At 35.9% G+C, this 24,899-nt stretch carries 19 protein-coding genes; 15 read left to right on the top strand and 4 right to left on the bottom strand.

Going from position 1 to position 24,899, the window contains the following annotated elements:
- The first annotated feature begins 41 nt into the window (after positions 1-41).
- The 5 genes from EXIGUO8A_RS09885 (at position 42) to EXIGUO8A_RS09865 (ending at position 8,029) form a co-directional block, all read left to right on the top strand.
- Entirely contained in the window at positions 42-1,028 is a 987-nt protein-coding gene (locus EXIGUO8A_RS09885; protein WP_159303000.1) for an isoaspartyl peptidase/L-asparaginase family protein, read from the top strand.
- 102 nt (positions 1,029-1,130) lie between these two features.
- Complete coding sequence (polA, locus tag EXIGUO8A_RS09880) at positions 1,131-3,965, top strand: DNA polymerase I (protein WP_159302999.1); 2,835 nt, start codon at positions 1,131-1,133, stop codon at positions 3,963-3,965.
- Between the two features lie 121 nt (positions 3,966-4,086).
- Entirely contained in the window at positions 4,087-6,969 is a 2,883-nt protein-coding gene (locus EXIGUO8A_RS09875; protein ID WP_159302998.1) for a T9SS type A sorting domain-containing protein, read from the top strand.
- A complete protein-coding gene (locus EXIGUO8A_RS09870) occupies positions 6,966-7,640 on the top strand; it encodes a hypothetical protein (protein WP_159302997.1) in 675 nt (224 codons plus the stop codon). Before EXIGUO8A_RS09875 ends, EXIGUO8A_RS09870 begins: the two co-directional genes overlap by 4 nt.
- 89 nt (positions 7,641-7,729) lie before the next feature.
- Positions 7,730-8,029 (top strand): T9SS type A sorting domain-containing protein, encoded by a 300-nt coding sequence (locus EXIGUO8A_RS09865; protein ID WP_116770293.1) that lies wholly within the window; start codon positions 7,730-7,732, stop codon positions 8,027-8,029.
- A 52-nt stretch (positions 8,030-8,081) separates the two neighbouring features.
- Here the strand turns inward: EXIGUO8A_RS09865 and EXIGUO8A_RS09860 are convergent, their stop codons facing one another.
- Entirely contained in the window at positions 8,082-8,588 is a 507-nt protein-coding gene (locus EXIGUO8A_RS09860; protein ID WP_159302996.1) for a hypothetical protein, read from the bottom strand.
- Positions 8,589-8,682: 94 nt separating this feature from the next.
- Positions 8,683-11,313, bottom strand: a complete 2,631-nt coding sequence (locus EXIGUO8A_RS09855) for a DUF5916 domain-containing protein (protein WP_159302995.1) — start codon at positions 11,311-11,313, stop codon at positions 8,683-8,685.
- 246 nt (positions 11,314-11,559) lie between these two features.
- Here EXIGUO8A_RS09855 and rplM point away from each other — a divergent pair, with 246 nt between their 5' ends.
- The 4 genes from rplM to tsf all read left to right on the top strand — a co-directional run bounded on the left by rplM (position 11,560) and on the right by tsf (position 14,669).
- Positions 11,560-12,015: a 50S ribosomal protein L13 gene (gene rplM, locus EXIGUO8A_RS09850; protein WP_159302994.1), complete on the top strand. Its 456-nt coding sequence runs from the start codon at positions 11,560-11,562 to the stop codon at positions 12,013-12,015.
- Between the two features lies 1 nt (position 12,016).
- A complete protein-coding gene (gene rpsI, locus EXIGUO8A_RS09845; protein WP_116770289.1) occupies positions 12,017-12,403 on the top strand; it encodes a 30S ribosomal protein S9 in 387 nt (128 codons plus the stop codon).
- A 240-nt stretch (positions 12,404-12,643) separates the two neighbouring features.
- Positions 12,644-13,777, top strand: a complete 1,134-nt coding sequence (gene rpsB, locus EXIGUO8A_RS09840) for a 30S ribosomal protein S2 (RefSeq protein ID WP_116770288.1) — start codon at positions 12,644-12,646, stop codon at positions 13,775-13,777.
- A 67-nt stretch (positions 13,778-13,844) separates the two neighbouring features.
- Positions 13,845-14,669, top strand: a complete 825-nt coding sequence (gene tsf, locus EXIGUO8A_RS09835; protein ID WP_159302993.1) for a translation elongation factor Ts — start codon at positions 13,845-13,847, stop codon at positions 14,667-14,669.
- 77 nt (positions 14,670-14,746) lie between these two features.
- Here the strand turns inward: tsf and EXIGUO8A_RS09830 are convergent, their stop codons facing one another.
- On the bottom strand, positions 14,747-16,618 hold the full coding sequence (locus tag EXIGUO8A_RS09830; RefSeq protein WP_159302992.1) for a M61 family metallopeptidase: 1,872 nt from the start codon (positions 16,616-16,618) through the stop codon (positions 14,747-14,749).
- Positions 16,619-16,767: 149 nt separating this feature from the next.
- Between EXIGUO8A_RS09830 and pyrH the strand changes: the two genes are divergently transcribed.
- The 6 genes from pyrH to EXIGUO8A_RS09800 all read left to right on the top strand — a co-directional run bounded on the left by pyrH (position 16,768) and on the right by EXIGUO8A_RS09800 (position 24,224).
- Positions 16,768-17,475, top strand: coding sequence for a UMP kinase (gene pyrH / locus EXIGUO8A_RS09825; protein ID WP_116770285.1), 708 nt, complete (start codon positions 16,768-16,770; stop codon positions 17,473-17,475).
- A 45-nt stretch (positions 17,476-17,520) separates the two neighbouring features.
- Positions 17,521-18,075, top strand: coding sequence for a ribosome recycling factor (frr, locus tag EXIGUO8A_RS09820; protein WP_159302991.1), 555 nt, complete (start codon positions 17,521-17,523; stop codon positions 18,073-18,075).
- A 130-nt stretch (positions 18,076-18,205) separates the two neighbouring features.
- The gene (locus EXIGUO8A_RS09815) at positions 18,206-20,593 is read left to right on the top strand and encodes an efflux RND transporter permease subunit (RefSeq protein WP_159302990.1); all 2,388 of its coding nucleotides are present in this window, start codon (positions 18,206-18,208) and stop codon (positions 20,591-20,593) included.
- 96 nt (positions 20,594-20,689) lie between these two features.
- Positions 20,690-22,123: an asparagine--tRNA ligase gene (asnS, locus tag EXIGUO8A_RS09810; protein ID WP_159302989.1), complete on the top strand. Its 1,434-nt coding sequence runs from the start codon at positions 20,690-20,692 to the stop codon at positions 22,121-22,123.
- 38 nt (positions 22,124-22,161) lie between these two features.
- Positions 22,162-23,619 (top strand): RNA polymerase factor sigma-54, encoded by a 1,458-nt coding sequence (gene rpoN / locus EXIGUO8A_RS09805; protein WP_159302988.1) that lies wholly within the window; start codon positions 22,162-22,164, stop codon positions 23,617-23,619.
- Complete coding sequence (locus EXIGUO8A_RS09800; protein WP_159302987.1) at positions 23,619-24,224, top strand: hypothetical protein; 606 nt, start codon at positions 23,619-23,621, stop codon at positions 24,222-24,224. The genes rpoN and EXIGUO8A_RS09800 overlap by 1 nt, the downstream gene beginning before the upstream one ends.
- Here EXIGUO8A_RS09800 and EXIGUO8A_RS09795 read toward each other — a convergent pair.
- The gene (locus tag EXIGUO8A_RS09795; protein ID WP_159302986.1) at positions 24,219-24,887 is read right to left on the bottom strand and encodes a porin family protein; all 669 of its coding nucleotides are present in this window, start codon (positions 24,885-24,887) and stop codon (positions 24,219-24,221) included. The genes EXIGUO8A_RS09800 and EXIGUO8A_RS09795 overlap by 6 nt on opposite strands.
- Between the last annotated feature and the right edge of the window lie 12 nt (positions 24,888-24,899).

Below are 24,899 nucleotides of genomic sequence, written 5' to 3'. Positions count from 1 at the left end.
ATTACTATATTTAAGGTCAATAAAAGTAAAGAACCCAACCCATGAAAAGAAGAAAGTTCCTAAGAAATTCGGGCACTGTAGCCGCAGGCGTAATATCTACTCCCCTATTCGCCTCATTTAATGAACCTAAAGAAGAAATAGGAACCGAAAAAGAGGCTGTTTTACCAATAGCAATCTGTACATGGAATTTTGGTAATGCCACTGCTAAAGCTTGGCAAGTTTTAGAAAAAGGCGGTAATGCACTAGATGCCGTTCACCAAGGTGTAATGGTAGAAGAAAACGACTTAAATAACAGTACCGTCGGTAATGGCGGCAGACCCGATAGAGACGGAAATGTTACGTTAGATGCCTGTATTATGGACAAAGATGGTAATTGTGGCGCCGTACTGGCAATGCAAAATATTGCCAACCCCATTTCTGTCGCTAGAAAAGTAATGGAAGAAACTCCGCATGTAATGCTTGCAGGTAAAGGTGCCGAGCAGTTTGCATACGAACAAGGATTTAAAAAAACAGATCTTTTAACCGAAGAATCCAAAAAAGCATGGGAAGAATGGAAAAAAACCTCACAATACAAACCAATTATCAATATAGAAAATCATGACACCATAGGTATGTTGGCCATTGATGCCGACGGTGATATTGCCGGGGCATGTACTACAAGTGGCATGGCCTATAAAATGGCAGGAAGGGTTGGTGACTCCCCTATTATTGGCGCCGGACTTTTCGTAGACAATGAGGTAGGCGGAGCCACTGCAACAGGTGTTGGTGAAGAAGTTGTAAGAACGGTTGGTAGTTTTTTAATTGTTGAATTAATGCGACAAGGTAAATCGCCACAAGAAGCATGCGAAGAAGGCGTAAAACGAATAATCGCAAAAAATAAGGACAAGCAAGATTTTCAAATAGGCTTTATTGCCATTAATAAAAAAGGTGAGACAGGGGCTTATTGCATTCACCCTGGGTTTACTTATAGAACATACACTAAAGAAGGTCATGTAAACAATCCTTCAGACAGTTATTTAAACAAATAAATTACTTCAGGACAGAAACATATTGGTTAAGCAATCGGGAAATCTACCCTAATGTTTCACGATCAATTTGTACTTTTAACCTTTTACAATCAATATTGAATAATGGCAGATCAAAAAAGACTCTTTTTGCTAGATGCATATGCACTAATATTTCGTGGATATTACGCACTTATAAAAAACCCAAGAATTAACTCCCAGGGCATGGATACCTCGGCTATAATGGGATTTATGAATTCTTTATTCGACGTTATTCGACGTGAAAAACCTGATCATTTAGCGGTATGTTTCGATAAAGGAGGAAGTGTAGAAAGAACAGAAATGTTCGCAGATTACAAGGCTAACAGAGATGAAACACCAGATGCCATAAAGATTGCCGTACCCTATATACAAGAGATACTTAAAGCTATGCACATACCTTGTGTAGTGTTAGAAGGATGGGAAGCAGATGATATTATTGGTACTTTATCAAAACAAGCAGAAAAGGAAGACTACAAAGTGTTTATGGTTACACCAGATAAGGACTTTGGTCAGTTGGTATCTGAAAACATTTTTATGTACCGCCCAGCGAGAATGGGTAACGGAATTGAAATTTGGGGTATACCAGAAATACAGAAACGTTTCGGAGTAGAAAGACCTGAACAGGTAATAGACTATTTGGGCATGATGGGCGATGCCAGTGATAACATACCTGGCTTACCAGGCGTAGGAGATAAAACCGCAAAAAAATTCATTGCACAATTTGGCTCCATGGAAAATCTACTGTCCAATACGGATCAGCTGAAAGGAAAAATGAAGGAAAAAGTAGAAGCCAACAAAGAATTGGGCTTACTTTCTAAAAAATTAGCAACCATTTGTATTGATTGCGATGTTACTTTCAATGCGGAAGACTATGAACTTTCTGTGCCTGATTTTGAAAAAGTACAAGAGATTTTTGAACAATTAGAATTTAGAAGACTAAAAGATCAATTCATTAAAATATTCTCGGAAGAAACAGATGAAACGGTTACACAAGTAACAAGCACGGCAACGGCAAAAAAAGAAAAACAAGATGCGGGATCTGGGCAGTTCTCGCTATTTGGAAGTGCTGCCGACTCAGGCGCCACGGTAAAAGATTATTCAAGCAGACAAACCATTGCAGATGTATCGCATGCATACCAAAGTGTTGCACCCGGTATGGCAATGACATTGTTTCTTAAGAACTTAATGAAACAAACCTCCGTTTGTTTTGATACCGAAACAACCGGTCTGGATCCATTGACAGCTGAATTGGTAGGGATAGCATTTTCATGGGAAGCAACAAAAGGCTATTATGTTCCTTTTACAGATAACAAAGATGAAGCACAAGCGCTTTTAGAAGAATTACGCCCTTTCTTTGAGTCTGAGGAAATTGAAAAAATAGGTCAGAATCTTAAGTATGACATCAAGGTATTGGATAAGTATAATATTGATGTTAAAGGTCCTTTGTTTGATACCATGTTGGCACATTATCTAATTAATCCGGATATGCGTCATAATATGGATGTTTTGGCAGAGACGTATTTAAATTACACTCCCGTTTCAATCACTGAACTTATTGGCAAAAAAGGGAAAAATCAATTGAGCATGCGCGATGTTCCCTTAGATAAACAAACGGAATATGCGGTAGAAGATGCAGATATCACCTTTCAGTTAGCACAACATTTTAAACCCGAATTAAAAGAAGCCAATACAGAAAAGTTATTTCAAGATATTGAAATACCGTTATTACGAGTTTTGGCAGATATGGAATTGGAAGGCATTAATTTAGACAAAGAATTCTTGAATTCACTTTCAGAAGACTTGAACAATGACATTAGCCATCTAGAAAAGAAAATTTACGAGGTTGCCGGTGAAGAATTCAATATTGGTTCACCAAAACAGTTAGGTGAAATTTTATTTGACAAACTAAAACTAGTCGATAAGCCTAAAAAGACCAAAACCGGTCAATACTCAACTGCTGAAGATGTTTTATCATATTTAGCAAAAGACCATGAAATTGTTCAAAATGTATTGGATTATAGAGGTCTTGCCAAATTAAAAAGTACCTATGTAGACGCATTACCAGAACAAGTAGAACCGTCTACAGGAAGGGTGCATACAGATTATATGCAAACCGTTGCCGCAACAGGTCGTTTAAGCAGTAACAACCCTAATTTACAGAACATACCGATTAGAACAGAGCGCGGTAGACAAGTTAGAAAAGCATTTGTTCCAAGAGATGAGAACTACACTTTGTTGGCAGCGGATTATTCTCAAATAGAGCTACGTATTATCGCAGCATTAAGTGAAGAAACCACCATGATAGAAGCTTTTAAAAATGGAGAGGATATTCATGCATCTACGGCATCAAAAGTATTTGATGTGCCTTTGGAAGAAGTGACCAGAGAACAACGTAGCAATGCCAAGACCGTAAACTTTGGTATCATCTATGGTGTTTCTGCATTCGGATTAAGCAACCAAACGGACCTATCAAGAAAAGAGGCAAAAGAACTGATAGACACCTACTACAAGACCTACCCAAAGTTGAGAAACTACATGAGCGAGCAAGTAGATTTTGCACGTGACAATGGTTATGTTTCAACTGTTTTAGGAAGAAGACGTTATTTAAAAGATATCAATGGTAGTAACGCCATAGTACGTGGTGCTGCAGAGCGAAATGCAGTTAACGCACCTATTCAAGGTAGTGCTGCGGATATCATAAAAATAGCCATGATCAACATTCATAACAAATTAGAAGAAGGCAATTACAAGTCTAAAATGTTACTGCAAGTACATGATGAATTGGTATTTGACATTTACAAACCAGAATTAGAAGAATTGCAAACACTCATTAAATCTGAAATGGAAAATGCATACAAAATAGCAGTTCCTTTAGATGTTGAAGTTGGCTTAGGTGATAACTGGTTGGTAGCCCATTAAAATACAGAGACTACATAATTACATCAAAAAATGTAAGAAAGTTACTGTGGTATTTTAACGAAAATATTCTGTTAACAAAACGCTAATTTTTATATTAGTGCTTTGCTAACCAGAATTAACTATGATTAAAAATTACACTAGGCTGCTATTGGCAGTTTTCTTTTTGTCTTCAATTCTAGGGTTTTCACAGACAAATTATCTACAGAATTCCAGCTTTGAAAATTGGTATGTCAGCCCTGAAGCACCAGAAAATTGGAGCATCGCCAATGAAAACAATATTACCAAAAGCATTGACGCTACAGAAGGGAACTTTTCTCTAGAATTAGATTTGAACAATACTTTAGTAAACCAAACCGAACTTAGCACTTGGAATACAAGCGATATAGTTTTGGTACCAAATACTAGTCACACCTTTACTTTTGATTACAAAGTTAACACTGAGGCAGGTAATAACCTTAGTGCCTACTTAGACGTTCTAAAAGATGAAGGCAGCTATACTATTCAATATATTCATGAATTTATTCCTTTAGAAAGTGATGGCAATTGGCACACTTACACTTTCGATTTTGAAACTGAATCTGAAGAAGATTATGCCTTTGAATTAACTTTTAGAGCAAACACAGACCCTGCCAGCTCAATCAAAGTAGATAATTTCCAGGTTTTAGGTCCTGAAACAGCAGTTATTCCAGACAAGGAAGCATTAATTGCCTTATATTATGCCACGGATGGACCAAATTGGCAAAGACAATGGGACCTTAATGCTGAAATTACCACGTGGCATGGGATTACAACAAATTCACAAGGAAGGGTAACCGAGTTAAGCCTAAAATCAAATAATCTAAATGGCACAATTCCACCTGAAATACAACTTCTTACTGAACTAGTAAAGATAGAATTAGATAGAAGTCTGATTTACGGACAACTACCAAATAAAATTTCTGGAATTTCAACAGAATTTTGGAATTTAACTAAATTAGAAGAAGTAAATATTTCCAATACAGAACTTGAAGGCACTTTACCACCTGATATAGGTCAGCTGATATCATTAAAATCCCTATTATTATACAACAATAATCTTACAGGTAATATACCACCCGAAATTGGAAATCTTGCAAAACTTGAAATATTAGGATTAGGTTCCAATAATTTTACCGGCAATATTCCTTCACAATTAGGTCAAAGTAATTCATTAAAAAGTTTAGTGCTATCATACAATATCCTAGAAGGTAATATTCCAAGTAGTTTAAGTCAGATTAGTTCACTTGAACTATTAATTTTGGATAATAATGAATTAACTGGAACCATACCAGCAGAATTAGGTCAATTTACAAATCTTTATAGACTTAGTCTTGACAGCAATAATCTTGAAGGGAACATACCTAATGAGCTATCACAGTTAAATAATATCGAAACTCTTGATTTAGCGTATAATAATTTATCCGGCGAAATACCTGAATCTCTAGGTCAACTCATCAATTTAAAATATTTAGAACTTTCGGGAAATAATTTAACAGGTGAAATCCCCGAATCACTAGGACAGCTCACCAATTTAAACAATTTACAACTTGGAGCCAATGATTTAACAGGTGCAATACCTACATCCTTAGGTCAACTTACCAATCTTTTACAATTAAATTTAAGTAATAACAATTTTAGCGGCAAAGTACCAATATTTATTCAAGATGATATTAGTTCATTTTCTATTCAAAACAATTCTTTACTCTTTGAAGATTTGACTGATGTCATCAGTAATCAATCGAATATTTACTATCATCCACAAACGAACTTAGGTGTTTTATATGGTTCGCCAACATCATTATCGGAAGGAGAACAATTTTCTTTAAGTGTAACTGAAACCACCCATGTTAACAATACATATCAATGGAGAAAAGATGAAGTTGAGATTGAGAATGAGACTAGTTCTACTTTTACTATTGATAGTGTTACTCTAGAAGATGCAGGCAAATATGATTGCGTAATCAACAACACCATAGTAACCGACCTCACTTTAGTTAAACACTTTAGAAGATTATTGGTCACCAGTGTTGATGATGACAAAGATGGTGTTTTAAATGAAGATGATATTTGCCCAGACACCCCTTATGGTGAGATTGTAAATAGATTTGGTTGCTCAGAAAGTCAATTATCAGATAACGATGATGATCAAGATGGTGTTCCCAATGCTAATGATGTTTGCGAAAACACACCTGTTGGAGCAGTAACTGGTGCTACTGGTTGTAGCTATCAAGATATTTTAGTACCAAAACAAGATGATTTTACTGCAAAAGCTACGAGCACTTCTTGCCCTAATACCGCAAATGGGAAGCTTACTGTTGAGTTTAAAGTTAATCAAACACATATATTAATTATTACAGGTCCGAATAATTTCTCTGCTAATTATACGCAACAAAACGGAAGTACACTTACAATTACTGATCTAGAACCAGGTTCTTATAACATTGTTGCTAATTCAGAGATCGGTCGATTAGTTGGCGCGCCCAATGTTATGTTTAGCTTGAATATTGAAACTCCCGAAGAATTTATTTCTGGTAAAACAGTAATAGACTATACCGCTAAAAAAGCAAGTGTTGTTGTTTCAGGCAGTAAGAATTACCAAGTTTTAGTAAATGAGAAAGTATATTCCTTTGAAGTTGATAATATTAAAAATCAGCAATTATCATTTCCGCTAGATAAAGGCTCCAATATTATTTCAATAGAAACTGATAAAATTTGCCAAGGTGTTTTTAAAGATAGTATTGTACTTAGTAATGCTATTTTATCTCCGAATCCCGTTGAAGACATTTTACGGGTTGAAGGTCTGGACATGATGACCGATGCTCAAATAATTGTATCAAACTTAAGCGGAGTTACATCATTACAAGATAACTATCAAATAAACTACGGCACATTAGAAATGAATATTTCTAATCTTTCTCCTGGCGTCTATATGTTAACAATTGTAGATGGAGATAAAGAAATCAATTTAAAATTTGTAAAAAAATGAAATTAGCTATAAAATTAATTTTAGTAGGATTACTAGTTGTGTCATGCGGTGGAAGCGATGACAGCAACAACAATCCGCCTGAGGAAACAGAAAAAGAACTGGGTGCATTTAATCTTATATTTCCTGAAAACAACTTAATATGTACAGAAGGAGAAGAAAATGGTTCTGACGGGGTAAGTATAGAATTTCAATGGTCTGCATCTACAAATGCCACCTCTTATGAATTAGAAATTACCAATCAAGAAACCAATTCTACAGACACAAGAACTATAACAACAACATCACTTGCTGTAGGTTTACCTAAAGGCACCCAATTTTCATGGTCGGTAACTGCTATTCTTGAAGATAAATCTTTGGCAAGCGACTCATGGAACTTTTATTCGGAAGGTACAAGCACTGAAAATTTTGCTCCTTTCCCAGCAGAAATTAATGTTTCAGATAATGGTGACGGCACAGTAAACGTATCTTGGGTAGGTGAAGACTTGGATGACGACCTATCAACTTACGATGTTTACATTGGCACATCTGGGAACTTAGTATTGATTCTTGAAAATACAACCAATGTAAATACCAATTACAATTTTACAGCTGGAAAGCAATATATTGTTCAAGTAGTTTCTAAAGACAGTAACAACAATACATCTACTAGCGAAACCTATTTCACTTTCTAGAAAGTTAAAGTTTCTTTAAAGGGAGACGAAAATGTATTTTTGTAACGTTAGCATATAGCGTACCACTACAATGAGGTACGCTATTTTTCATGAAAAGACTTATAATCATTTTAGCTTTTACGGTCTTTAGCGGTGCTTCATTGGCTGCGCAAGAGGTTAAAGTCTTTCCAAACCCGGCAACCAACGTTATAAACGTGCTCGGTCTAAAAAATGATAAGAATGCCGTTATTACAGTTAGAGATAGTTACGGAAACCAAGTCATTCTCCACAAATGGGAGATTAAAAGAAACGCTTTGAACATTCCTGTTTTCAATCTTGAAAAAGGTCTGTATATGATTACCATACAATCTGAACATCAGAATATAAAAACAAAGTTTTACAAACAATAAAAAACCCCTGCCATGAGACAAGGGTTTTTAAATTCTATATACTTTTTAAAACTTAGCGTTTTACAAAAATTAATTGTCCGTCTTCTGAAAAATTAGGAATATCCAAGTCACTTGCATCAACAGTCATCATGTTACCGTCAATAGAAACACCTATCGTTAATTCCTCTCCGTTTTCATCTATAGTCGTTACGGTTTCACCATCAAAAGTATAAGTACTTTCATTGATATCAGACTCCGTAGGACAAGGAATATCTAACCCAGAACTAGTAGCGTTTACCTCTACATAATTTGCAGAGTTAGAAGCACTAGCAGTTAAATCTTCATTAAATTGCAATGTAATAATGTAACAGTCCTTAGCTGTTAGAAAATCTAATATCTGTTTTCCAAATTTAACGTCATCACTTGCAGTTTCATTATCAATTTCAAGCTCTGTAGCAACCCAGGTGCCAATAATAGCAGTGCTGGTATCTTCTAACTCTGTTTGTGTTTCATCTTTATCGGAACTACAGGACATAAGTGTCAATACCACCCCCGCAATTAGTAAAATATGCTTATACATCTTTTTAGTTTTTTTGGTTGTACACCCCTAAAAACGAAAAAAACGCTTTATTATTTCAAAATATACCAAATGCTTAATTCTAAGAACCAAATATTTACAGAATAAACCTGTATGTTGCCTTTAGCAAAAAAGTATTGTCTTTTTTCTGTCCCAATATTTGTCTGTCTAAATTTCTACCCAATGTATCACTGGGGTCACCGGCACCAACCACACCTTGAGACCACACCAAAAATATTTCCGAACCAGGTATATACTCCCATCTTAACACAAGATTAGACCTAAATTGAACATATGAAAAATTAGGATCCTCAATTTGATAATCTATAACACCATTTAAATCCTCGTCTATCAAATAATTATCCGTATCAGTCGATTTTGAAATCTGATTCTCTGAAAATAGCCTTACCCGCTCACTTAATTCTTCGGCTATTGGATTGTTCACATAATTAAAATCGGTGTATTTACCTCTAGAAATAAAAGGCTCCCCATAATATTGAATGGATAAATTGGGGTTTATACTATAATTAAAGCGGATGGAAGTACTAAATGTTTTTTGATCAATATTACCCGTAATATATCTGGCATTTCCATTAAAATTGGTTTCCGTAACATATTGCGTTTTATTCGGATTCTCTTCATACTCAGAAGAAATAGACAAATTAAAAGCATCAAATGGTTGGTAATACAGTCTAAAGACATATCGCGCCAATGAAAAGTTTTTTTCCGCTGCCTGGCTATTTACATAACCTAATGTAAAACTAAGTTTCTTTCTACTGTCAGAACCAAAGAATAGATACCAAAAATTTTCTTCAGACCAGCGCCATCTTGGTCCGCCTCGCAATACGGTATTCGAAAAAATTCGGGGTTTGTGGGCAGCTCCAACTTCTGTCCACCAGTTGTTCTTATAATTTATAAAGCCTTCAAACTGATATTGTATTCTATTATAATTACCCTCGAAATCGTAGGTAGTATACTGATTTAGTTCCATATTGGCTCTGCGGTAAAAGTTAGTAGGTTTTAAAAACAATCTGCTAATTGAAGCGGTTTGCTTTATTTCATCAGCCTGACGCAAAAAACCAATATCATTAAGTTCTAATTCTGGAGACCGCCATATAAGTCCGCCATCATACCTCCAATTTCCACCACCTGCTTTACCTAGTTCAATTTTACCCCCGGTACCCGTTAACGATGTTCTACTCTCATCTACCGAAACATGACCTGCATCTACCCTTTGAAAAAGATGGGTTATACTTCTTTGGGTTCTGGCAATGGCATCTGCACTACCCTTAACATGGCTACCAACGATATTACCTTCCACATAATAATCTCTGTTCTTCCAATTGTGCTTAAAATCAAAACCGCCCGTGTATGCATCACTTCTTAAGAAATCTAGATTATCAGTTATATTTCTATTCGTTGCCGTAAAAATGCCACCAATAAAAGAATTGCGCTCATTAAAATCTTTTTGCACCCTGCCCACTATATAATTCGTTAAGGGCTCCACAAGTTCTGAACGCTTGTTACCTGCGACATCTTCGATATCTGCATACATTTTACCGGTAACACTTTCTAACAGCCCTAAAGACCATCCATTTTTTGTTTTACCCGAAAATTTTGCGGCTCCCAAAATCGTTGAATTTGTAGGCTCATCTATAAACTCTTCTGGTGTGGTGGTCGCAAAGCCTTGCGGACTTCTACCAATTCTTCTACTATAAAATATATTATCATTACCATCGGCAAACTCATAATCGAAAATATTTTTATTTTCAATAAAGAAAGGCCTACGCTCCTCAAAGAAAATTTGAAATCCGTCTAAAGCAATGGCACCTGGATCGGCATCTACCTGTCCAAAATCAGGATTCACCGTTAAATCTAGAGTTAAATCATTTGTTAAACCAATTTTAGCATCTAGTCCGGCATTTAGAATATAATCGTTTCCATCGCGAAAAGGATTGCCCGCTTGCGAAGGGTAGGCATCGTATTGATTCACTAAAAAAGGCTGAATCTCAAGTTGCTTTTGAGGTTGAATATTCATGAGACCCCTAAGCACCCCGAATTCGCTCACCCAACCTGGAGCATCAAGTGAAACTGGTTGCCACAACGAGCGTTCTTCTGCCCTAAAAAATCTTCTGTTCAATTGTAAACCCCAAATTTGTTCTTCTTGCTCTCCAAATTTTAATTGACTGAAAGGTATTTTCATTTCTGCTGTCCATCCTTTATCATCGATTTGGGCGGCAGTATACCATATAGGATTCCAACTGGCATCCCAAAAATCACCATTTTGAGAAATGAACTCATCTCCCTTTACTCCCGCAGCAGAAACATTGAAAGAAAACCCGGTTCTTTTATCATTGTAACTATCTATATTTATTTCTATCCAATCTCCAGAGAAATTATCGCGCCTGGCAAGTCTCTTTTCTATTTTAGCAGGTATACTGTCGTAACAACGAATACCTACATAAAGAAACTTTTGGTCGTATAAAATTTTAAATTTTGTAGATTGACTAGGCGTTTCTCCATTATTAGGATCAAAAACGGTAAAGTCGGTATCCCAAGAGATATTATCCCAAGCGAGATCAGACAATTCTCCGTCAATTGTAATTTCTTCACCAGCCCGAAGTTGTTTGGTAACATATTCCCTTTGTACCTTTACCGAATCTATTTGAGCAAGAATTGTAGATGTAAATAATAGAAATACGATACTGTGCAATAAACATTTTATCATTACTGTGCGTTCTTTGATTGATTGATTATGATATTGAAGAGACACAGAAGATTACCGATTGTTACAGAAATAGCAATAAAATCAATTAGTTTAACAGTATCTCGATAAAAGTAAAGTAGTTAGATATTGCATTTAATTAAAAAATGTAAAAAAATAAGAAACAAGTATTTGCAATTCAAGTTAATAATTGTAGATTTGCAGCCCCTTTCACGGGATTGATTAAAATAATAGTTAAAAATAGCAGTAGTGGATACATTAAGTTATAAGACCGTTTCGGCCAACAGAACAACTGTAAACAAAGAGTGGTTATTGGTAGATGCCGAAGGAGAAACATTAGGACGCATGGCTTCAAAAGTCGCCTATTTGTTAAGAGGAAAGCATAAGCCTAGTTTCACCCCTCATGTTGATTGTGGTGATAATGTTGTTATTATCAACGCAGAGAAAATTGTTCTTACAGGAAACAAGTGGTCTGATAAATCATATATGAGATACACTGGCTACCCAGGTGGACAACGTACTACTAGCGTACAACAATTATTGGATAAAAATCCAGAAGGCATTCTTGAAAAAGCAATAAAAGGTATGTTACCTAAAAACAGATTAGGTGCAGAGCTTTTTAGAAACCTAAAAGTTTACGCAGGTTCAGAGCATGGTCAAGAAGCTCAAAAGCCTACTGTTGTTAATTTAAAAGATATTAAATAAGATGGAAGTAATTCATAAAATTGGTCGTAGAAAGACCGCTGTAGCGAGAGTATATCTTTCTGATGGAAATGGAGACATTACCATTAACAATAAAGATTTAAGTGTATACTTCCCAACTGCAACACTTCAATACAAAGTAAAACAACCTTTTAGTTTAACTGAAAGTTTAGATACTTACGACGTTAAAGTAAATGTTTACGGTGGTGGTATTACTGGTCAAGCAGAAGCTATTCGTCTTGCTTTATCTAGAGCAATGTGCGAGATTGATGCCGAGAACAGAACAATCTTAAAACCAGAAGGTCTATTAACTAGAGATCCAAGAATGGTTGAACGTAAGAAATTCGGTCAGAAGAAAGCACGTAAAAAATTCCAATTCTCGAAACGTTAATTCGAAATTGCAAGAGTACAGGGCACCCTTTTTGGGTGCCTATTTTTATATTTTATCACACTGGATAATCCAGATTATTAACAAGTTCATTGAAAGTCCGAAAGGACAATTAAAAATCCTTTAATCCCTAAAAATTGAAGGTAAGATTAGTTTAGCATCTAAATGGTGAAGGCTTCTTGATATTATATCGAGATACCACTTTATCATTGCTAATTCAAAAGAACGTAAACTAAATTTAAAATGGCGAGAGTCGAAGTAAAACAATTATTAGAAGCAGGTGTACACTTTGGTCACCTAACAAGAAAATGGAATCCGAACATGGCTCCTTACATCTACATGGAGCGTAATGGGATTCACGTAATCAACCTTTACAAAACAGTTGCAAAATTAGATGAGACCAATGAGGCTCTTAAAAAAATTGCAGCATCAGGTAGAAAAATACTTTTTGTAGCTACCAAAAAACAAGCAAAAGATATCGTTGCAGAAAAAGCAGCAAACGTAAACATGCCTTACATCACAGAAAGATGGCCAGGCGGTATGTTAACAAACTTCGTTACTATTCGTAAAGCTGTTAAGAAAATGGCTTCTATCGATCGTATGAAGAAAGACGGTACTTTCCTTACGCTTTCTAAAAAAGAAAGATTACAAGTAGACCGTTTACGTGCAAAATTAGAAAAGAACTTAGGTTCTATTTCTGAAATGACACGGTTACCAGGTGCTTTATTCATCGTTGATACTATGAGAGAGCACATTGCAGTAAAAGAAGCTCAAAAATTGAACATTCCTATTTTCGCAATGGTTGATACCAACTGTGACCCTAGAGATGTAGATTACCTTATACCTTCTAACGATGATGCTTCTAAGTCAATTGACATCATTATGACAGAAGTTACCAACGCAGTTGCCGAAGGTCTTGCAGAACGTAAGGCAGAAAAAGGTGATTCTGAAGGTAAGTCAGATAAGAAGGATAAAGCTCCAAAGAAAAAGGTTACTGCTGAAAAGCCAACACCTACTCCAGCAAAAGTTGACACAAAACCAGCACCAGTTGTTGATAAAGTACCTAACGTTGAAGTAAATGTTGAAGCTACCAAAGAAGCTGTTGCTGCAGATGCAAAAGTTGAGGCTGACGATTTAACCAAAGTTGAAGGTATTGGACCAAAAGCTGCAGAAGCATTAGTTGCTGCCGGTATTGCTACTTACGCCGATCTTTCTGAAGGTGATGCTGAAAAAATCAAAGAGATTTTGACTGAAGCTAGTTCAAGAATGGCTCATTTAGATCCAACTTCATGGCCAAAGCAAGCTAAAATGGCTGCAGAAGGCAAGTGGGACGAGCTTAAAGAATGGCAAGACAACGTTAAAGGTGGTGTAGAATAAGTTACTACATTTGTTATAAAAATAAATCTAACGACCCCTTAAAACGGGTATACAAAAAGTAAAAAAAATGGCAAAGATTACAGCTGCAGAAGTTAATAGATTAAGAAAGACTACTGGTGCAGGAATGATGGATTGCAAAAAGGCCTTAGTGGAAGCTGAAGGTGATTTTGAAAGCGCAATCGAAATTCTTCGTAAAAAAGGTCAAAAAGTTGCAGCAAAAAGAGCCGACAGAGATTCTTCTGAAGGTGCAGCAATCGCTAAGGTAAATGATGACAACACTAACGGTGTTATTATTTCCCTTAACTGTGAGACCGACTTCGTTGCTAAAAACGAAACTTTCATAACATTGGCTACAGAATTGGCAGACTTAGCAATCAACTTTGATTCTAAAGAAGCTTTCTTAGCTGCTGATTACAAAGGCATGACCGTTCAAGAAAAACTTACCGAACAAACTGGTGTTATCGGCGAGAAAATTGAAATAGGCGGATTTGAAACATTAAGCGCTCCTTTCGTAGGTTCTTACATTCACGCAGGAAACAAAATAGCTGTTTTAACAGGTCTTTCTGCATCGGTTGCAGGTGCCGAAGAGGTTGCTAAAGATGTTTCTATGCAAGCTGCTGCAATGAACCCTGTTGCATTAAACGAAGATGGTGTAGACCAATCTATCATCGACAAGGAAATTGAAATCGCTAAAGATCAATTACGTCAAGAAGGTAAACCAGAAGCAATGCTAGATAAAATTTCTCAAGGGAAAATTAAGCGTTTCTTTAAGGACAACACCTTGGTTAACCAAGATTTCATTAAAGACAGCAAACAAAGTGTTGCTCAATATGTAAAATCTGTTGATTCTAGCTTAGAAGTAACAGGCTTTAAAAGAGTTGCATTAGGTTAATTACAATACAACTAACTCAATAAAAAACCGCCTTACTGCAAAGTAGGCGGTTTTTTTATTTGAAAATTTATTCTACTCTAGTCTTTCAACCAGGCGTTACGTAAGTTTAAAGTTTTCTGATCTACATTTTCTAAAGGAACTATCTTTTTTACTTTTTTTACGGGCTTTCCCACCGGTCCTTCTACCGATATCATTTCACCATCTCTTTCCACTGTCACACTTACAACGGTTTCTGGAGTCCAGCTAAAACTTTCACCTATAATTGGACGTAACGTTTCAAGGTTTATCTCTTTACCATTGATTACTCTAAAAATATCTCCTCCCTGAAGCTTTAAGTCGTTAAAGAAAGAATTGAGCTCAATATTCTCACGTATAAATACCACACTATCGTTTTGCACATCAACATCCATGTAGGGCACTTGACCATCAAAAAAATACCCGGTTGGTTCTTGAACATCTTTTGTAGCCAAACCTACTTTTTCAAAATACAGATCATAATCTATAGGTGTGGTTCCTATTACGTGCTTCTTAAAGAAAGTATCCACTTCTGGATAGGTCATTGCAACGATTTCATCAAATAAAACTTCATCTTCAAAAGGAACATCTGAGCCATATTTTTTAGATAATTCTTTCATTAACCAAAGCATGCCTTTTTGACCATTGCTCTCTTCTCGTAAAATAATGTCTAAACACATATTAATTAATGCCCCTTTTTCATACACATTAGCATAATTAGGCTCATAAGGTTGTTCAAGAATATTTTCACTCATAACGGTAAACGACATGTTATCATCGTAAAAAGAGGCATTTCCAATTTTGGTCAGCATACGCTCATAAAATTCGTCTTCAGTAATAAGTTCTTGCTGAATTTGAAACAAATTGGCAAAATACTCTGTAGTACCTTCGTACATCCATAAATGCTGAGACATTTGAGGATCATTAAAATCAAAATATTGAATTTCTTCCGAGTGAACGGACAAAGGTGTTACAATATGAAAGAACTCATGAGAAACCACATCTACCATTGCCTGCTCCAAACGACCAATATCCATAGCTTCAGGTAAAACAACTACCGTAGAAGTATGATGCTCTAAAGCACCAAAACCATGAGCATCGGGTTTATTAACATTCGATAGATATAATAAAATATTGTACTCTTTAGTACTATCAACCTCTCCTAGAAACTTCTTTTGAGCCTCCATCATCTTCAACATCCTACTTTTTAAGTCCGACGCTTTATACACGTCATTCGGAGAAAACAAACTTAACGTCACCGTTATACCGTTTATCTCAAAACTTTCGGTATTAGGCTTAGCATACATGATAGGGTTGTCAATAACCTCAAAATACCTATTTGCAAAAAACGCATCCCAAAGTGGATCAGGCTTTCGGTCAATTTGATCGGAAAGCGTTGTCGTAGCAATTAAATCAGCAGGTTTTTTAATCTGAATCGCATACGGCACTTCCTTAAAACCATCAAAATAACCTACAAAACCATGTAGGTTCAACATAAAATTACTGTCTTTCTCAATATTTGTTCCCGCAGGTGAAAACACAGCATCTTCAACTTCATTTTCGGTATCATAGGTATCATTGACCCAATACCTTACTTTATCTAATTGAGTTCCATTAGAGACACTCCATGAGTTTTCATCTAGTTTCGTAAAACTCAAAGCATTGCCTTTATAATCTAAGGCTTCAAAATCTTGTACATACTTTCCGTAATTATCCGTACTATAGGTACCAGGAACCGTTTTTGGTATTCTAAAAATAACCGTCTCTGTTGAAAAAGCACCTGGATCCATACTCACCTGCACCTTATCATCTACTACGTTCACCAAATCTATTGAAGTTATAACTGCACTTTTTTCTATAGACACCAACTGCTTACCAGCTCCACATGCATATAGCAAAAGTGAGCATGAAATAATTAAAAAATATTTTCTCATAAATATCGAATTACTAATTTTTAAAATAATGATTTCAAAGATAGAAAATAAGTATCCACTGGATCTAACCACATATCTTTTAGCGGAATAAAATATTGACCACGACCATCAAAAATTTTCATTATTTTTGATGGCAAATTAAAACCAGAATGCACTACAAAAGAATTCTTCTAAAATTAAGCGGTGAAGCCCTAATGGGTGAAAAGCAATATGGCATAGACTCTAATCGCTTAAATGAATATGCGGAAGAGATAAAAGAAGTAGTTGAAAAGGGAATTGAAGTCGCAATAGTTATTGGAGGCGGCAACATTTTTAGAGGACTTACTGGTGCAGCTACCGGGATGGATCGTGTGCAAGGTGACCACATGGGTATGTTAGCAACCGTTATAAACGGGTTAGCTTTACAAAGCGCCCTAGAAATGAGTGGCGTACAGACCCGATTGCAAACCGCAATTAAAATCAATGAAGTAGCCGAGCCTTTTATTAGAAGACGTGCCATGAGGCATTTAGAAAAAGGAAGAGTTGTTATTTTTGGTGGCGGTACGGGAAACCCATATTTCACCACTGATTCCGCAGCCGTTCTTAGAGCTATCGAAATTGAAGCAGATGTCATTTTAAAAGGTACTAGGGTAGATGGTATATATACTGCCGATCCCGAAAAGGATAAAAATGCTACAAAATTTGACAACATCTCTTTTCAAGATGTACTTACAAAAGGCTTAAAGGTAATGGACACAACTGCCTTTACTTTAAGTCAAGAGAACGAACTACCGATTGTAGTTTTTGATATGAACAAAAAAGGAAACTTATTGAAAATTGTTGACGGACAAACCATAGGAACGACTGTCAATTTATAATTTTTGGTACAATTAATGTTATTGCGATAGTAATACACTTATTATATGAACGAGGAAATACAATTTGTTTTAGACGCTACCAAAGAAGGCATGGAAGCTGCAATAGCGCATTTAGAACGTGAATTTTTAAAAATTAGAGCCGGTAAAGCTAGCCCTACCATGCTATCATCGGTAATGGTAGAATACTATGGCTCACAAACTCCACTATCTCAAGTAGCCAATATCAATACTCCAGATGGTAGAACTATCTCTGTTCAACCATGGGAAAAAGGTATGCTTCAAGAAATAGAAAAAGCCATTATGAACGCCAATTTAGGCTTTAACCCTATGAACAATGGCGATATGATTATCATCAACGTTCCTCCTTTGACCGAAGAACGTAGAATTCAGTTGACCAAACAAGCAAAGGCAGAAGCTGAACATGCAAAAGTGGGCGTTAGAAGTGCAAGACAAGATGCGAATAAAGAAATAAAAGATTTGGATATTTCTGAAGACCTTCAAAAAAATGCCACGGCAGATGTACAAGATCTTACTGATGTTTATACTAAGAAAATTGACGCTTTCTTAGACAAGAAAGAAGCTGAGATTATGAAAGTTTAGTCTCATAAACTATAAAAAGAATATAAAGCTACCCTAATATGGTAGCTTTTTTTATTTGTATAAAATTTAAACTTTTCAATTTAGGAACAATTGTAGCTTATAGTTACCTTTGCCACCTGCAAATACAGTTATGGTAGCGAAACTTACGAAAGGATTTTGGCCTAAAACGGCAAACATAATTCTACGCAACAGAATCCTCATTTTACTATTGATTACCGGTTTCACCATTTTCATGGGCTGGCAATGGCAATATATGCGCTTTTCAAGCTCACAAACCAATCTTTTACCAGATGACCACCCGGTAAACATACAGTATCAGAATTTTTTGAGCAAATTTGGTGAAGAAGGCAATGCAGTTGTTTTTGCAATTCGTGACAGTACCCTATTTGAACCTGCTAATTTTAACCGATGGAACAAGCTAAGTAAACAATTGGCAGCTTTTCCTGAAGTGGAGTTTGTAATTTCTACCGACAATCTAAAGGAGTTGGTAAAAAACAACGACAAGCAAGAGTTTGAAATGCTACCTTTAATTACTGGAGAATTAAAGACTCAGAAAGAAATAGATAGCATTACCGATCATCTTTTCAATGACCTGCCTTTCTACGAGAATTTACTTTTTAATAAGGAAAGTAAAACAATACGTACTATTGTTAACTTAGACAAAGACATCGTCAATACAACCGTTAGAAAAGATTTTATACTACAGGACATCAATACCCTGGTGCGCAATTTTGAAAAAGAGACCGGTTTAGACGTTCATATATCTGGCATGCCATATGTGAGAACCATGAACTCTCAGAATATTATTGATGAAATAGGTAAATTTATTTTGGCCGCATTGGGCGTTACCTCTTTAATATTCTTCTTTTTCTTTAGAAGTGTACGAGCCACTTTCATTTCAATGTGTGTAGTAATTATCGGTGTGATGTGGGCCTTCGGTTTTCTTGGACTATTGCAGTATGAAATTACAGTACTGACAGCCTTAATACCGCCATTAATTATTGTAATAGGTATACCCAACTGTATTTTCTTGATCAATAAATATCAGCAAGAGGTTAAAAAGCATGGTAACCAGGCACTTTCATTACAACGTGTTATTTCCAAAATAGGAAATGCAACCTTAATGACCAATATTACTACAGCTTCTGGTTTTGCTACTTTTATCATTACAGATAGTACGCTACTTAAGGAATTTGGTATTGTTGCCTCCATAAATATCATCGGTATCTTTATCCTATCGCTATTAATCATTCCTATTGTGTATAGTTTTATGGCTTTACCAAAAACAAAGCATTTAAAACACTTAAACAAAAAGTGGATCGATGCCTTTGTTAATTGGATGGAAGGTATTGTAAGACATCGAAGAATTACGGTTTACATAGTTTCGATATCCTTATTGGTTTTAAGTATCATAGGCATCTATCAAATTAGAATTTCTGGTAGCCCTATAGAAGACATGCCCAAGAATGCTGAATTCTTTCATGACATTCGCTTCTTTGAAAAAGAATTCAAAGGTATCATGCCCGTTGAAATAGTTGTCGACACCAAAACACCGAAAGGAGTGTTAAAACCGGCCACACTTAAACGTATGAATCAACTTGGGGAGGTCATAGAAGAAATTCCAGAGTTATCTACTCCGGTTTCCGTGGTAAATTTGGTAAAGTATTCCAAACAGGCCTTTTACAATGGTATTCCTAAATACTATCAACTTCCCACAAGTCAAGAAAACACTTTTATAATGGATGTTGCCCGTAAATCATCCGATAACGACAATCTGTTGGAATCTTTTGTTGACAGCACTGGGCAGACCGCAAGGATAACCACTTTCATGCGTGATGTGAATACGAGCCGAATGGAAGACATTGAACAGCGTTTGCTAGAGAACATCACTAAAATTTTCCCTACCGAACGCTACAATGTGTATATGACCGGTAGTGCACTTCTATTTTTAAAAGGGACCAAGTATTTGGTCAAAAACCTTATAATGTCACTTGCCCTTGCCATAGCACTTATTGCGCTTTTTATGGCATATCTCTTCCGTTCATTTAGAATGATCGTAATATCTTTAATACCCAACTTATTGCCATTGGTAATAACTGCGGGCATTATGGGCTTTGTAGGCGTACCTATTAAACCATCAACGATATTAGTATTCAGTATTGCGTTTGGTATTTCGGTTGATGACACCATACACTTTCTTGCCAAGTACAGGCAAGAGCTCACAGCCAACAAATGGCGAATTGAAAAATCGGTCTACAACGCCCTTAGAGAAACCGGGGTAAGTATGTTCTATACTTCAATTGTTTTGTTCTTTGGCTTTTCAGTTTTCGTTATTTCTAATTTTGGGGGTACTGTAGCACTGGGATCATTGGTATCGGCCACCTTATTGTTAGCAATGTTGGCTAATTTAATTTTATTGCCGTCGTTGCTATTATCACTAGAAAAAAGTATAGCTAATAAACAGACTTTAAAAAAACCGCAAATAGACATCTTACCTCAAGATGAAAACAACAATTGATTAAATTCATTTGAAGGCAATGTTTATATAGCTGTTTAGCCACTTTATTTTTTAACAAAATCCTATCTTTGGAACTTTAATTTTCAATTCAACATCATGCGTTCAGTAACAATAAAAGAACTACTTTCAAGTAAAAACCTACTACAGGAAATAACAATAAAAGGATGGGTTAGAACCTTTAGAAGCAATAGATTTATTGCACTAAATGATGGCTCAACCCTAGGTACTATTCAATGTGTCGTAGATTTTGAAAATTTTGATGAAGAATTATTAAAAAAAGTAAATACAGGAGCCGCACTAAAAGTATCGGGTACTTTGGTTGAGAGCCAAGGTAGAGGTCAATCTGTTGAGATACAAGTTAGCGAATTAGAGGTTTTGGGTATCGCAGATCCAGAAGAATACCCAATTCAACCCAAAAAGCACTCATTGGAATTTCTTAGGGAGAAAGCTCACTTAAGAATTAGAACCAACACATTCGCCGCTATTATGCGTGTGAGATCAACCTTGTCTTTTGCGATACACAACTATTTTAGGGAAAATGGTTTCAACTATTTTCACGCCCCAATAATTACGGGTTCAGATGCTGAAGGTGCTGGAGAAATGTTTAGGGTTACCACATTAGACGAAAAAAATCCTCCGTTGACAGATGATGGTGATGTTAACTACAAAGAAGATTTCTTTGGTAAAGAGACCAACCTTACTGTGTCTGGACAATTAGAGGCAGAGGCTTATGCCATGGCTTTAGGTAAAGTGTACACTTTTGGACCAACTTTTAGGGCAGAAAATTCTAATACATCAAGACATTTGGCAGAATTTTGGATGATAGAACCAGAAATGGCATTCTTTGACCTTGATGCAAATATGGATCTTGCCGAAGATTTTATAAAAAATGTGATATCATATACTTTAACCCACTGCCAAGAAGATCTAGAGTTCTTAGAAAAGAGGTTATTGGATGAAGAAAAAAGCAAGCCACAAGCACAACGCAGTGACATGGCTTTAATTGAGAAATTAAAATTCGTTGTCGATAACAATTTTAAAAGAGTTAGCTATACCGAGGCAATTGAAATTCTTAAGAATTGTAAGCCAAACAAGAAAAAGAAATTTACCTACCCTATTGAAGAGTGGGGTACAGATCTACAAAGTGAACACGAACGTTATTTGGTAGAAAAACACTTTAAATGTCCGGTAATACTTTTTGATTACCCTGCTAAGATCAAAGCGTTTTACATGCGTTTAAACGAAGATGGCAAAACCGTAAGAGCCATGGATATTTTGTTCCCAGGTATTGGAGAAATCGTAGGTGGATCACAACGTGAAGAACGCTTAGATGTACTTAAAGAAAAAATAAAGGATCTAGGTATTGACGAAAAAGAACTTTGGTGGTATTTAGATTTAAGAAAATTTGGAACAGCAGAACATAGTGGCTTTGGTCTTGGTTTTGAAAGGTTAGTACTTTTTGCAACTGGCATGGGCAACATTAGAGACGTAATACCGTTTCCAAGAACACCACAGAATGCTGAATTTTAAGCAGATTTGGTTACTTTTACAAGTACTAGAACAAAGTAATGCTAAAACAACATTTACAATTTAAATTATCTCAGAAGTTATCTCCACAGCAGATTCAGTTGATGAAGTTAATTCAATTGCCAACGCAAGCATTTGAACAACGACTGAAACAAGAACTAGAAGAGAATCCTGCTTTGGAAACCGGTAAAGATGATTTAGATAAGGTTGCCGATGAGTATGAAGATGTTTATGACGACAATGCCGACAGCGAAACCATTAACACTGAAGACATCAATATTGATGATTATTTAAGTGATGATGAAATACCTGATTATAGAACAAAAGTGAATAATTACAGTTCTGATGATGAGGAAAAAAGTGTGCCATATGCTGCCGGTATTTCATTCAACCAACACTTAATAAACCAACTGAATACGGTTTATCTTTCTGATGAAGAGTGGAACATTGCCGAGTTTTTAGTAGGCAGTGTAGATGAAAGTGGCTATATACGAAGACCTATTTCGGACATAATGGACGATTTAGCGTTTACGCAAAATGTCTATACAGACGAAGAAACTATTACTAGGATACTGTCTATTGTTCAGGAATTAGACCCACCGGGTGTTGGTGCTCGTACATTAGAGGAATGCCTTATTATTCAATTAGAAAGAAAAGATGTTACTCCAAGCATTGAATTAGCTACCGAAATCCTTAAAAAGTCATTTGAACATTTTACAAAAAAACACTATCAAAAACTAATTCAGAAACATAATATCACCGAAACAGAACTTAAAGAAGCGATCGGTGAAATCGAAAAATTAAATCCTAAACCGGGTGGGTCTTATTCTGGCAACAATAGAATAGTTGAGCACGTAGTACCCGATTTTGCTATCAGAATTACCGAAGGTGAACTAGAATTGACACTGAACGGTAGAAATGCTCCCGAGTTACACGTATCTAGAGAATATAGCAACATGCTAAAAGGCTATAAAGAGGCCAAAGACAAGTCGAAGTCACAGAAAGACACCGTCATGTTCATTAAGCAAAAGTTAGACGCAGCCAAATGGTTTATAGACGCTATTAGACAAAGACAGCAAACATTGTTCATTACCATGAACGCCATTATGCAGTATCAAAAAGAATATTTTTTAACTGGAGACGAGCGAAATTTACGTCCAATGATCCTGAAAGATATTGCAGATGAAATAGGCATGGACGTTTCAACAGTATCTAGGGTAGCAAATAGTAAATATGTAGATACCCCTTACGGAACCAAGCTTATAAAAGAGTACTTCTCCGAATCCATGAAAAATGAACAAGGCGAAGATGTTTCAACAAGGGAAATAAAGAAAATTCTAGAAACCGTAATACAGAACGAAACGAAAAAGAAACCGCTTACAGACGACAAATTAGCGGCAATTTTAAAGGAAAAAGGATACCCTATCGCTAGAAGGACAGTTGCAAAGTATAGAGAGCAATTGAATATTCCTGTTGCACGTATGAGAAAAGAAATCTAATGAAGGTTTTTTCACAATTTATCTCCTATTTACTACATCCACTTTTTATACCTATTGGCGGCACAGTAGCCTATTTTCTTATTACGCCAAAATATACCCCAATTGAAATTAAAAGCGCTAGTGTACTACCCATCTTTATACTAACGGTCATAATCCCTATAGTAACCTTCCTAATCTTAAAAAACTTAGGTATGGTACAATCCATCTCCTTAAATTCAATAAATGAGCGCAAATACCCGCTGTATATTCATGCTTGTATTCTACTTTTAATACTCTACAAGGTTATACCCAACAATTATGTTAGCGAACTATACTTTTATTTTACTGGATTATTGGGTGCAACAATTGCATGCATACTTTTGCTGTTCTTCAATTTTAAGGCGAGTCTTCATACAGTTGGAGTCAGCGGCCTATTAATGTACTTGTTGAATTTAAGCATACACTTTGAAATCAACCTGATAATAGCCATAAGCTTTTTTATTCTACTTACCGGTAGTGTGATCACCGCTCGTCTTTATTTAAAAGCGCACACAGGTATTGAAGTGATAATGGGTCTATTGATAGGCTTATTATCACAATTATTGACCGTACGTTTTTGGTTATAATATATAGAAGATTAATCCAATGCGCAAAGGCCTATATTGCAACGTCTCTCCATTTACCAAAGCATTACCATTGAATAATTCAGTTAGTGCATAATAAGCATGCAGATTAAAGGTATTATAACCAAAGCTCAATGTTAGCCCGTACTGAAATTTTGTTAAGTCCGTATTATTGAATCCTTCATTAACATCATCAAGATCATATTTAGACCTTGCACCTAAAATGTAAGCTGCTTTAATTCCACCATAAATACGCCAGAACTTATATTCTTCCGCAGTAGAATTTCGCCATCTAAATTCCAACGGAAATTCTAACAGATGTGTTTCCAACTTACTTCTGGTAATATCATCATTAATACTATAAGTAATATCGTCTCCAGAAATATCTGCAACTAGATTTGAATAATAACTATTCAGCGCCAAACCCGCACCAATACCAATAGCCTTAGTTCCCTTTCGATTTAACGGGATATCTTTAATAATACCACCTTGCAGACCGTAAGATAAATTTCGTTGATTAGAGCCCTCAGGATGATTCAATATAAAATTATAAGATAGCCCTAAATAAAACTGATCTTCAAAGTACCGTGAATTTGGTACTGTATCTAAAGCCACCTGGGCATTAGACTGAAAAATCACGAAGAGCAAAACAATAACAAAGCGCATGAAGTAAAGTTA

This window comes from Maribacter litoralis (genome assembly GCF_902506355.1).
Taxonomy (GTDB): Bacteria; Bacteroidota; Bacteroidia; order Flavobacteriales; family Flavobacteriaceae; genus Maribacter; species Maribacter litoralis.
The sequence above is the reverse complement of the archived record's forward strand: the minus strand, read 5'-3'. Positions and strand labels throughout refer to the sequence as shown.

Bases quoted from the DNA above. Each gene is read 5' to 3' on its own strand.
- EXIGUO8A_RS09885 (WP_159303000.1), top strand. From the start codon at position 42: ATGAAAAGAAGAAAGTTCCTAAGAAATTCGGGCACTGTAGCCGCAGGC.
- polA (WP_159302999.1), top strand. From the start codon at position 1,131: ATGGCAGATCAAAAAAGACTCTTTTTGCTAGATGCATATGCACTAATA.
- EXIGUO8A_RS09875 (WP_159302998.1), top strand. From the start codon at position 4,087: ATGATTAAAAATTACACTAGGCTGCTATTGGCAGTTTTCTTTTTGTCT.
- EXIGUO8A_RS09870 (WP_159302997.1), top strand. From the start codon at position 6,966: ATGAAATTAGCTATAAAATTAATTTTAGTAGGATTACTAGTTGTGTCA.
- EXIGUO8A_RS09865 (WP_116770293.1), top strand. From the start codon at position 7,730: ATGAAAAGACTTATAATCATTTTAGCTTTTACGGTCTTTAGCGGTGCT.
- EXIGUO8A_RS09860 (WP_159302996.1), bottom strand. From the start codon at position 8,588: ATGTATAAGCATATTTTACTAATTGCGGGGGTGGTATTGACACTTATG.
- EXIGUO8A_RS09855 (WP_159302995.1), bottom strand. From the start codon at position 11,313: ATGATAAAATGTTTATTGCACAGTATCGTATTTCTATTATTTACATCT.
- rpsI (WP_116770289.1), top strand. From the start codon at position 12,017: ATGGAAGTAATTCATAAAATTGGTCGTAGAAAGACCGCTGTAGCGAGA.
- rpsB (WP_116770288.1), top strand. From the start codon at position 12,644: ATGGCGAGAGTCGAAGTAAAACAATTATTAGAAGCAGGTGTACACTTT.
- tsf (WP_159302993.1), top strand. From the start codon at position 13,845: ATGGCAAAGATTACAGCTGCAGAAGTTAATAGATTAAGAAAGACTACT.
- EXIGUO8A_RS09830 (WP_159302992.1), bottom strand. From the start codon at position 16,618: ATGAGAAAATATTTTTTAATTATTTCATGCTCACTTTTGCTATATGCA.
- pyrH (WP_116770285.1), top strand. From the start codon at position 16,768: ATGCACTACAAAAGAATTCTTCTAAAATTAAGCGGTGAAGCCCTAATG.
- frr (WP_159302991.1), top strand. From the start codon at position 17,521: ATGAACGAGGAAATACAATTTGTTTTAGACGCTACCAAAGAAGGCATG.
- EXIGUO8A_RS09815 (WP_159302990.1), top strand. From the start codon at position 18,206: ATGGTAGCGAAACTTACGAAAGGATTTTGGCCTAAAACGGCAAACATA.
- asnS (WP_159302989.1), top strand. From the start codon at position 20,690: ATGCGTTCAGTAACAATAAAAGAACTACTTTCAAGTAAAAACCTACTA.
- rpoN (WP_159302988.1), top strand. From the start codon at position 22,162: ATGCTAAAACAACATTTACAATTTAAATTATCTCAGAAGTTATCTCCA.
- EXIGUO8A_RS09800 (WP_159302987.1), top strand. From the start codon at position 23,619: ATGAAGGTTTTTTCACAATTTATCTCCTATTTACTACATCCACTTTTT.
- EXIGUO8A_RS09795 (WP_159302986.1), bottom strand. From the start codon at position 24,887: ATGCGCTTTGTTATTGTTTTGCTCTTCGTGATTTTTCAGTCTAATGCC.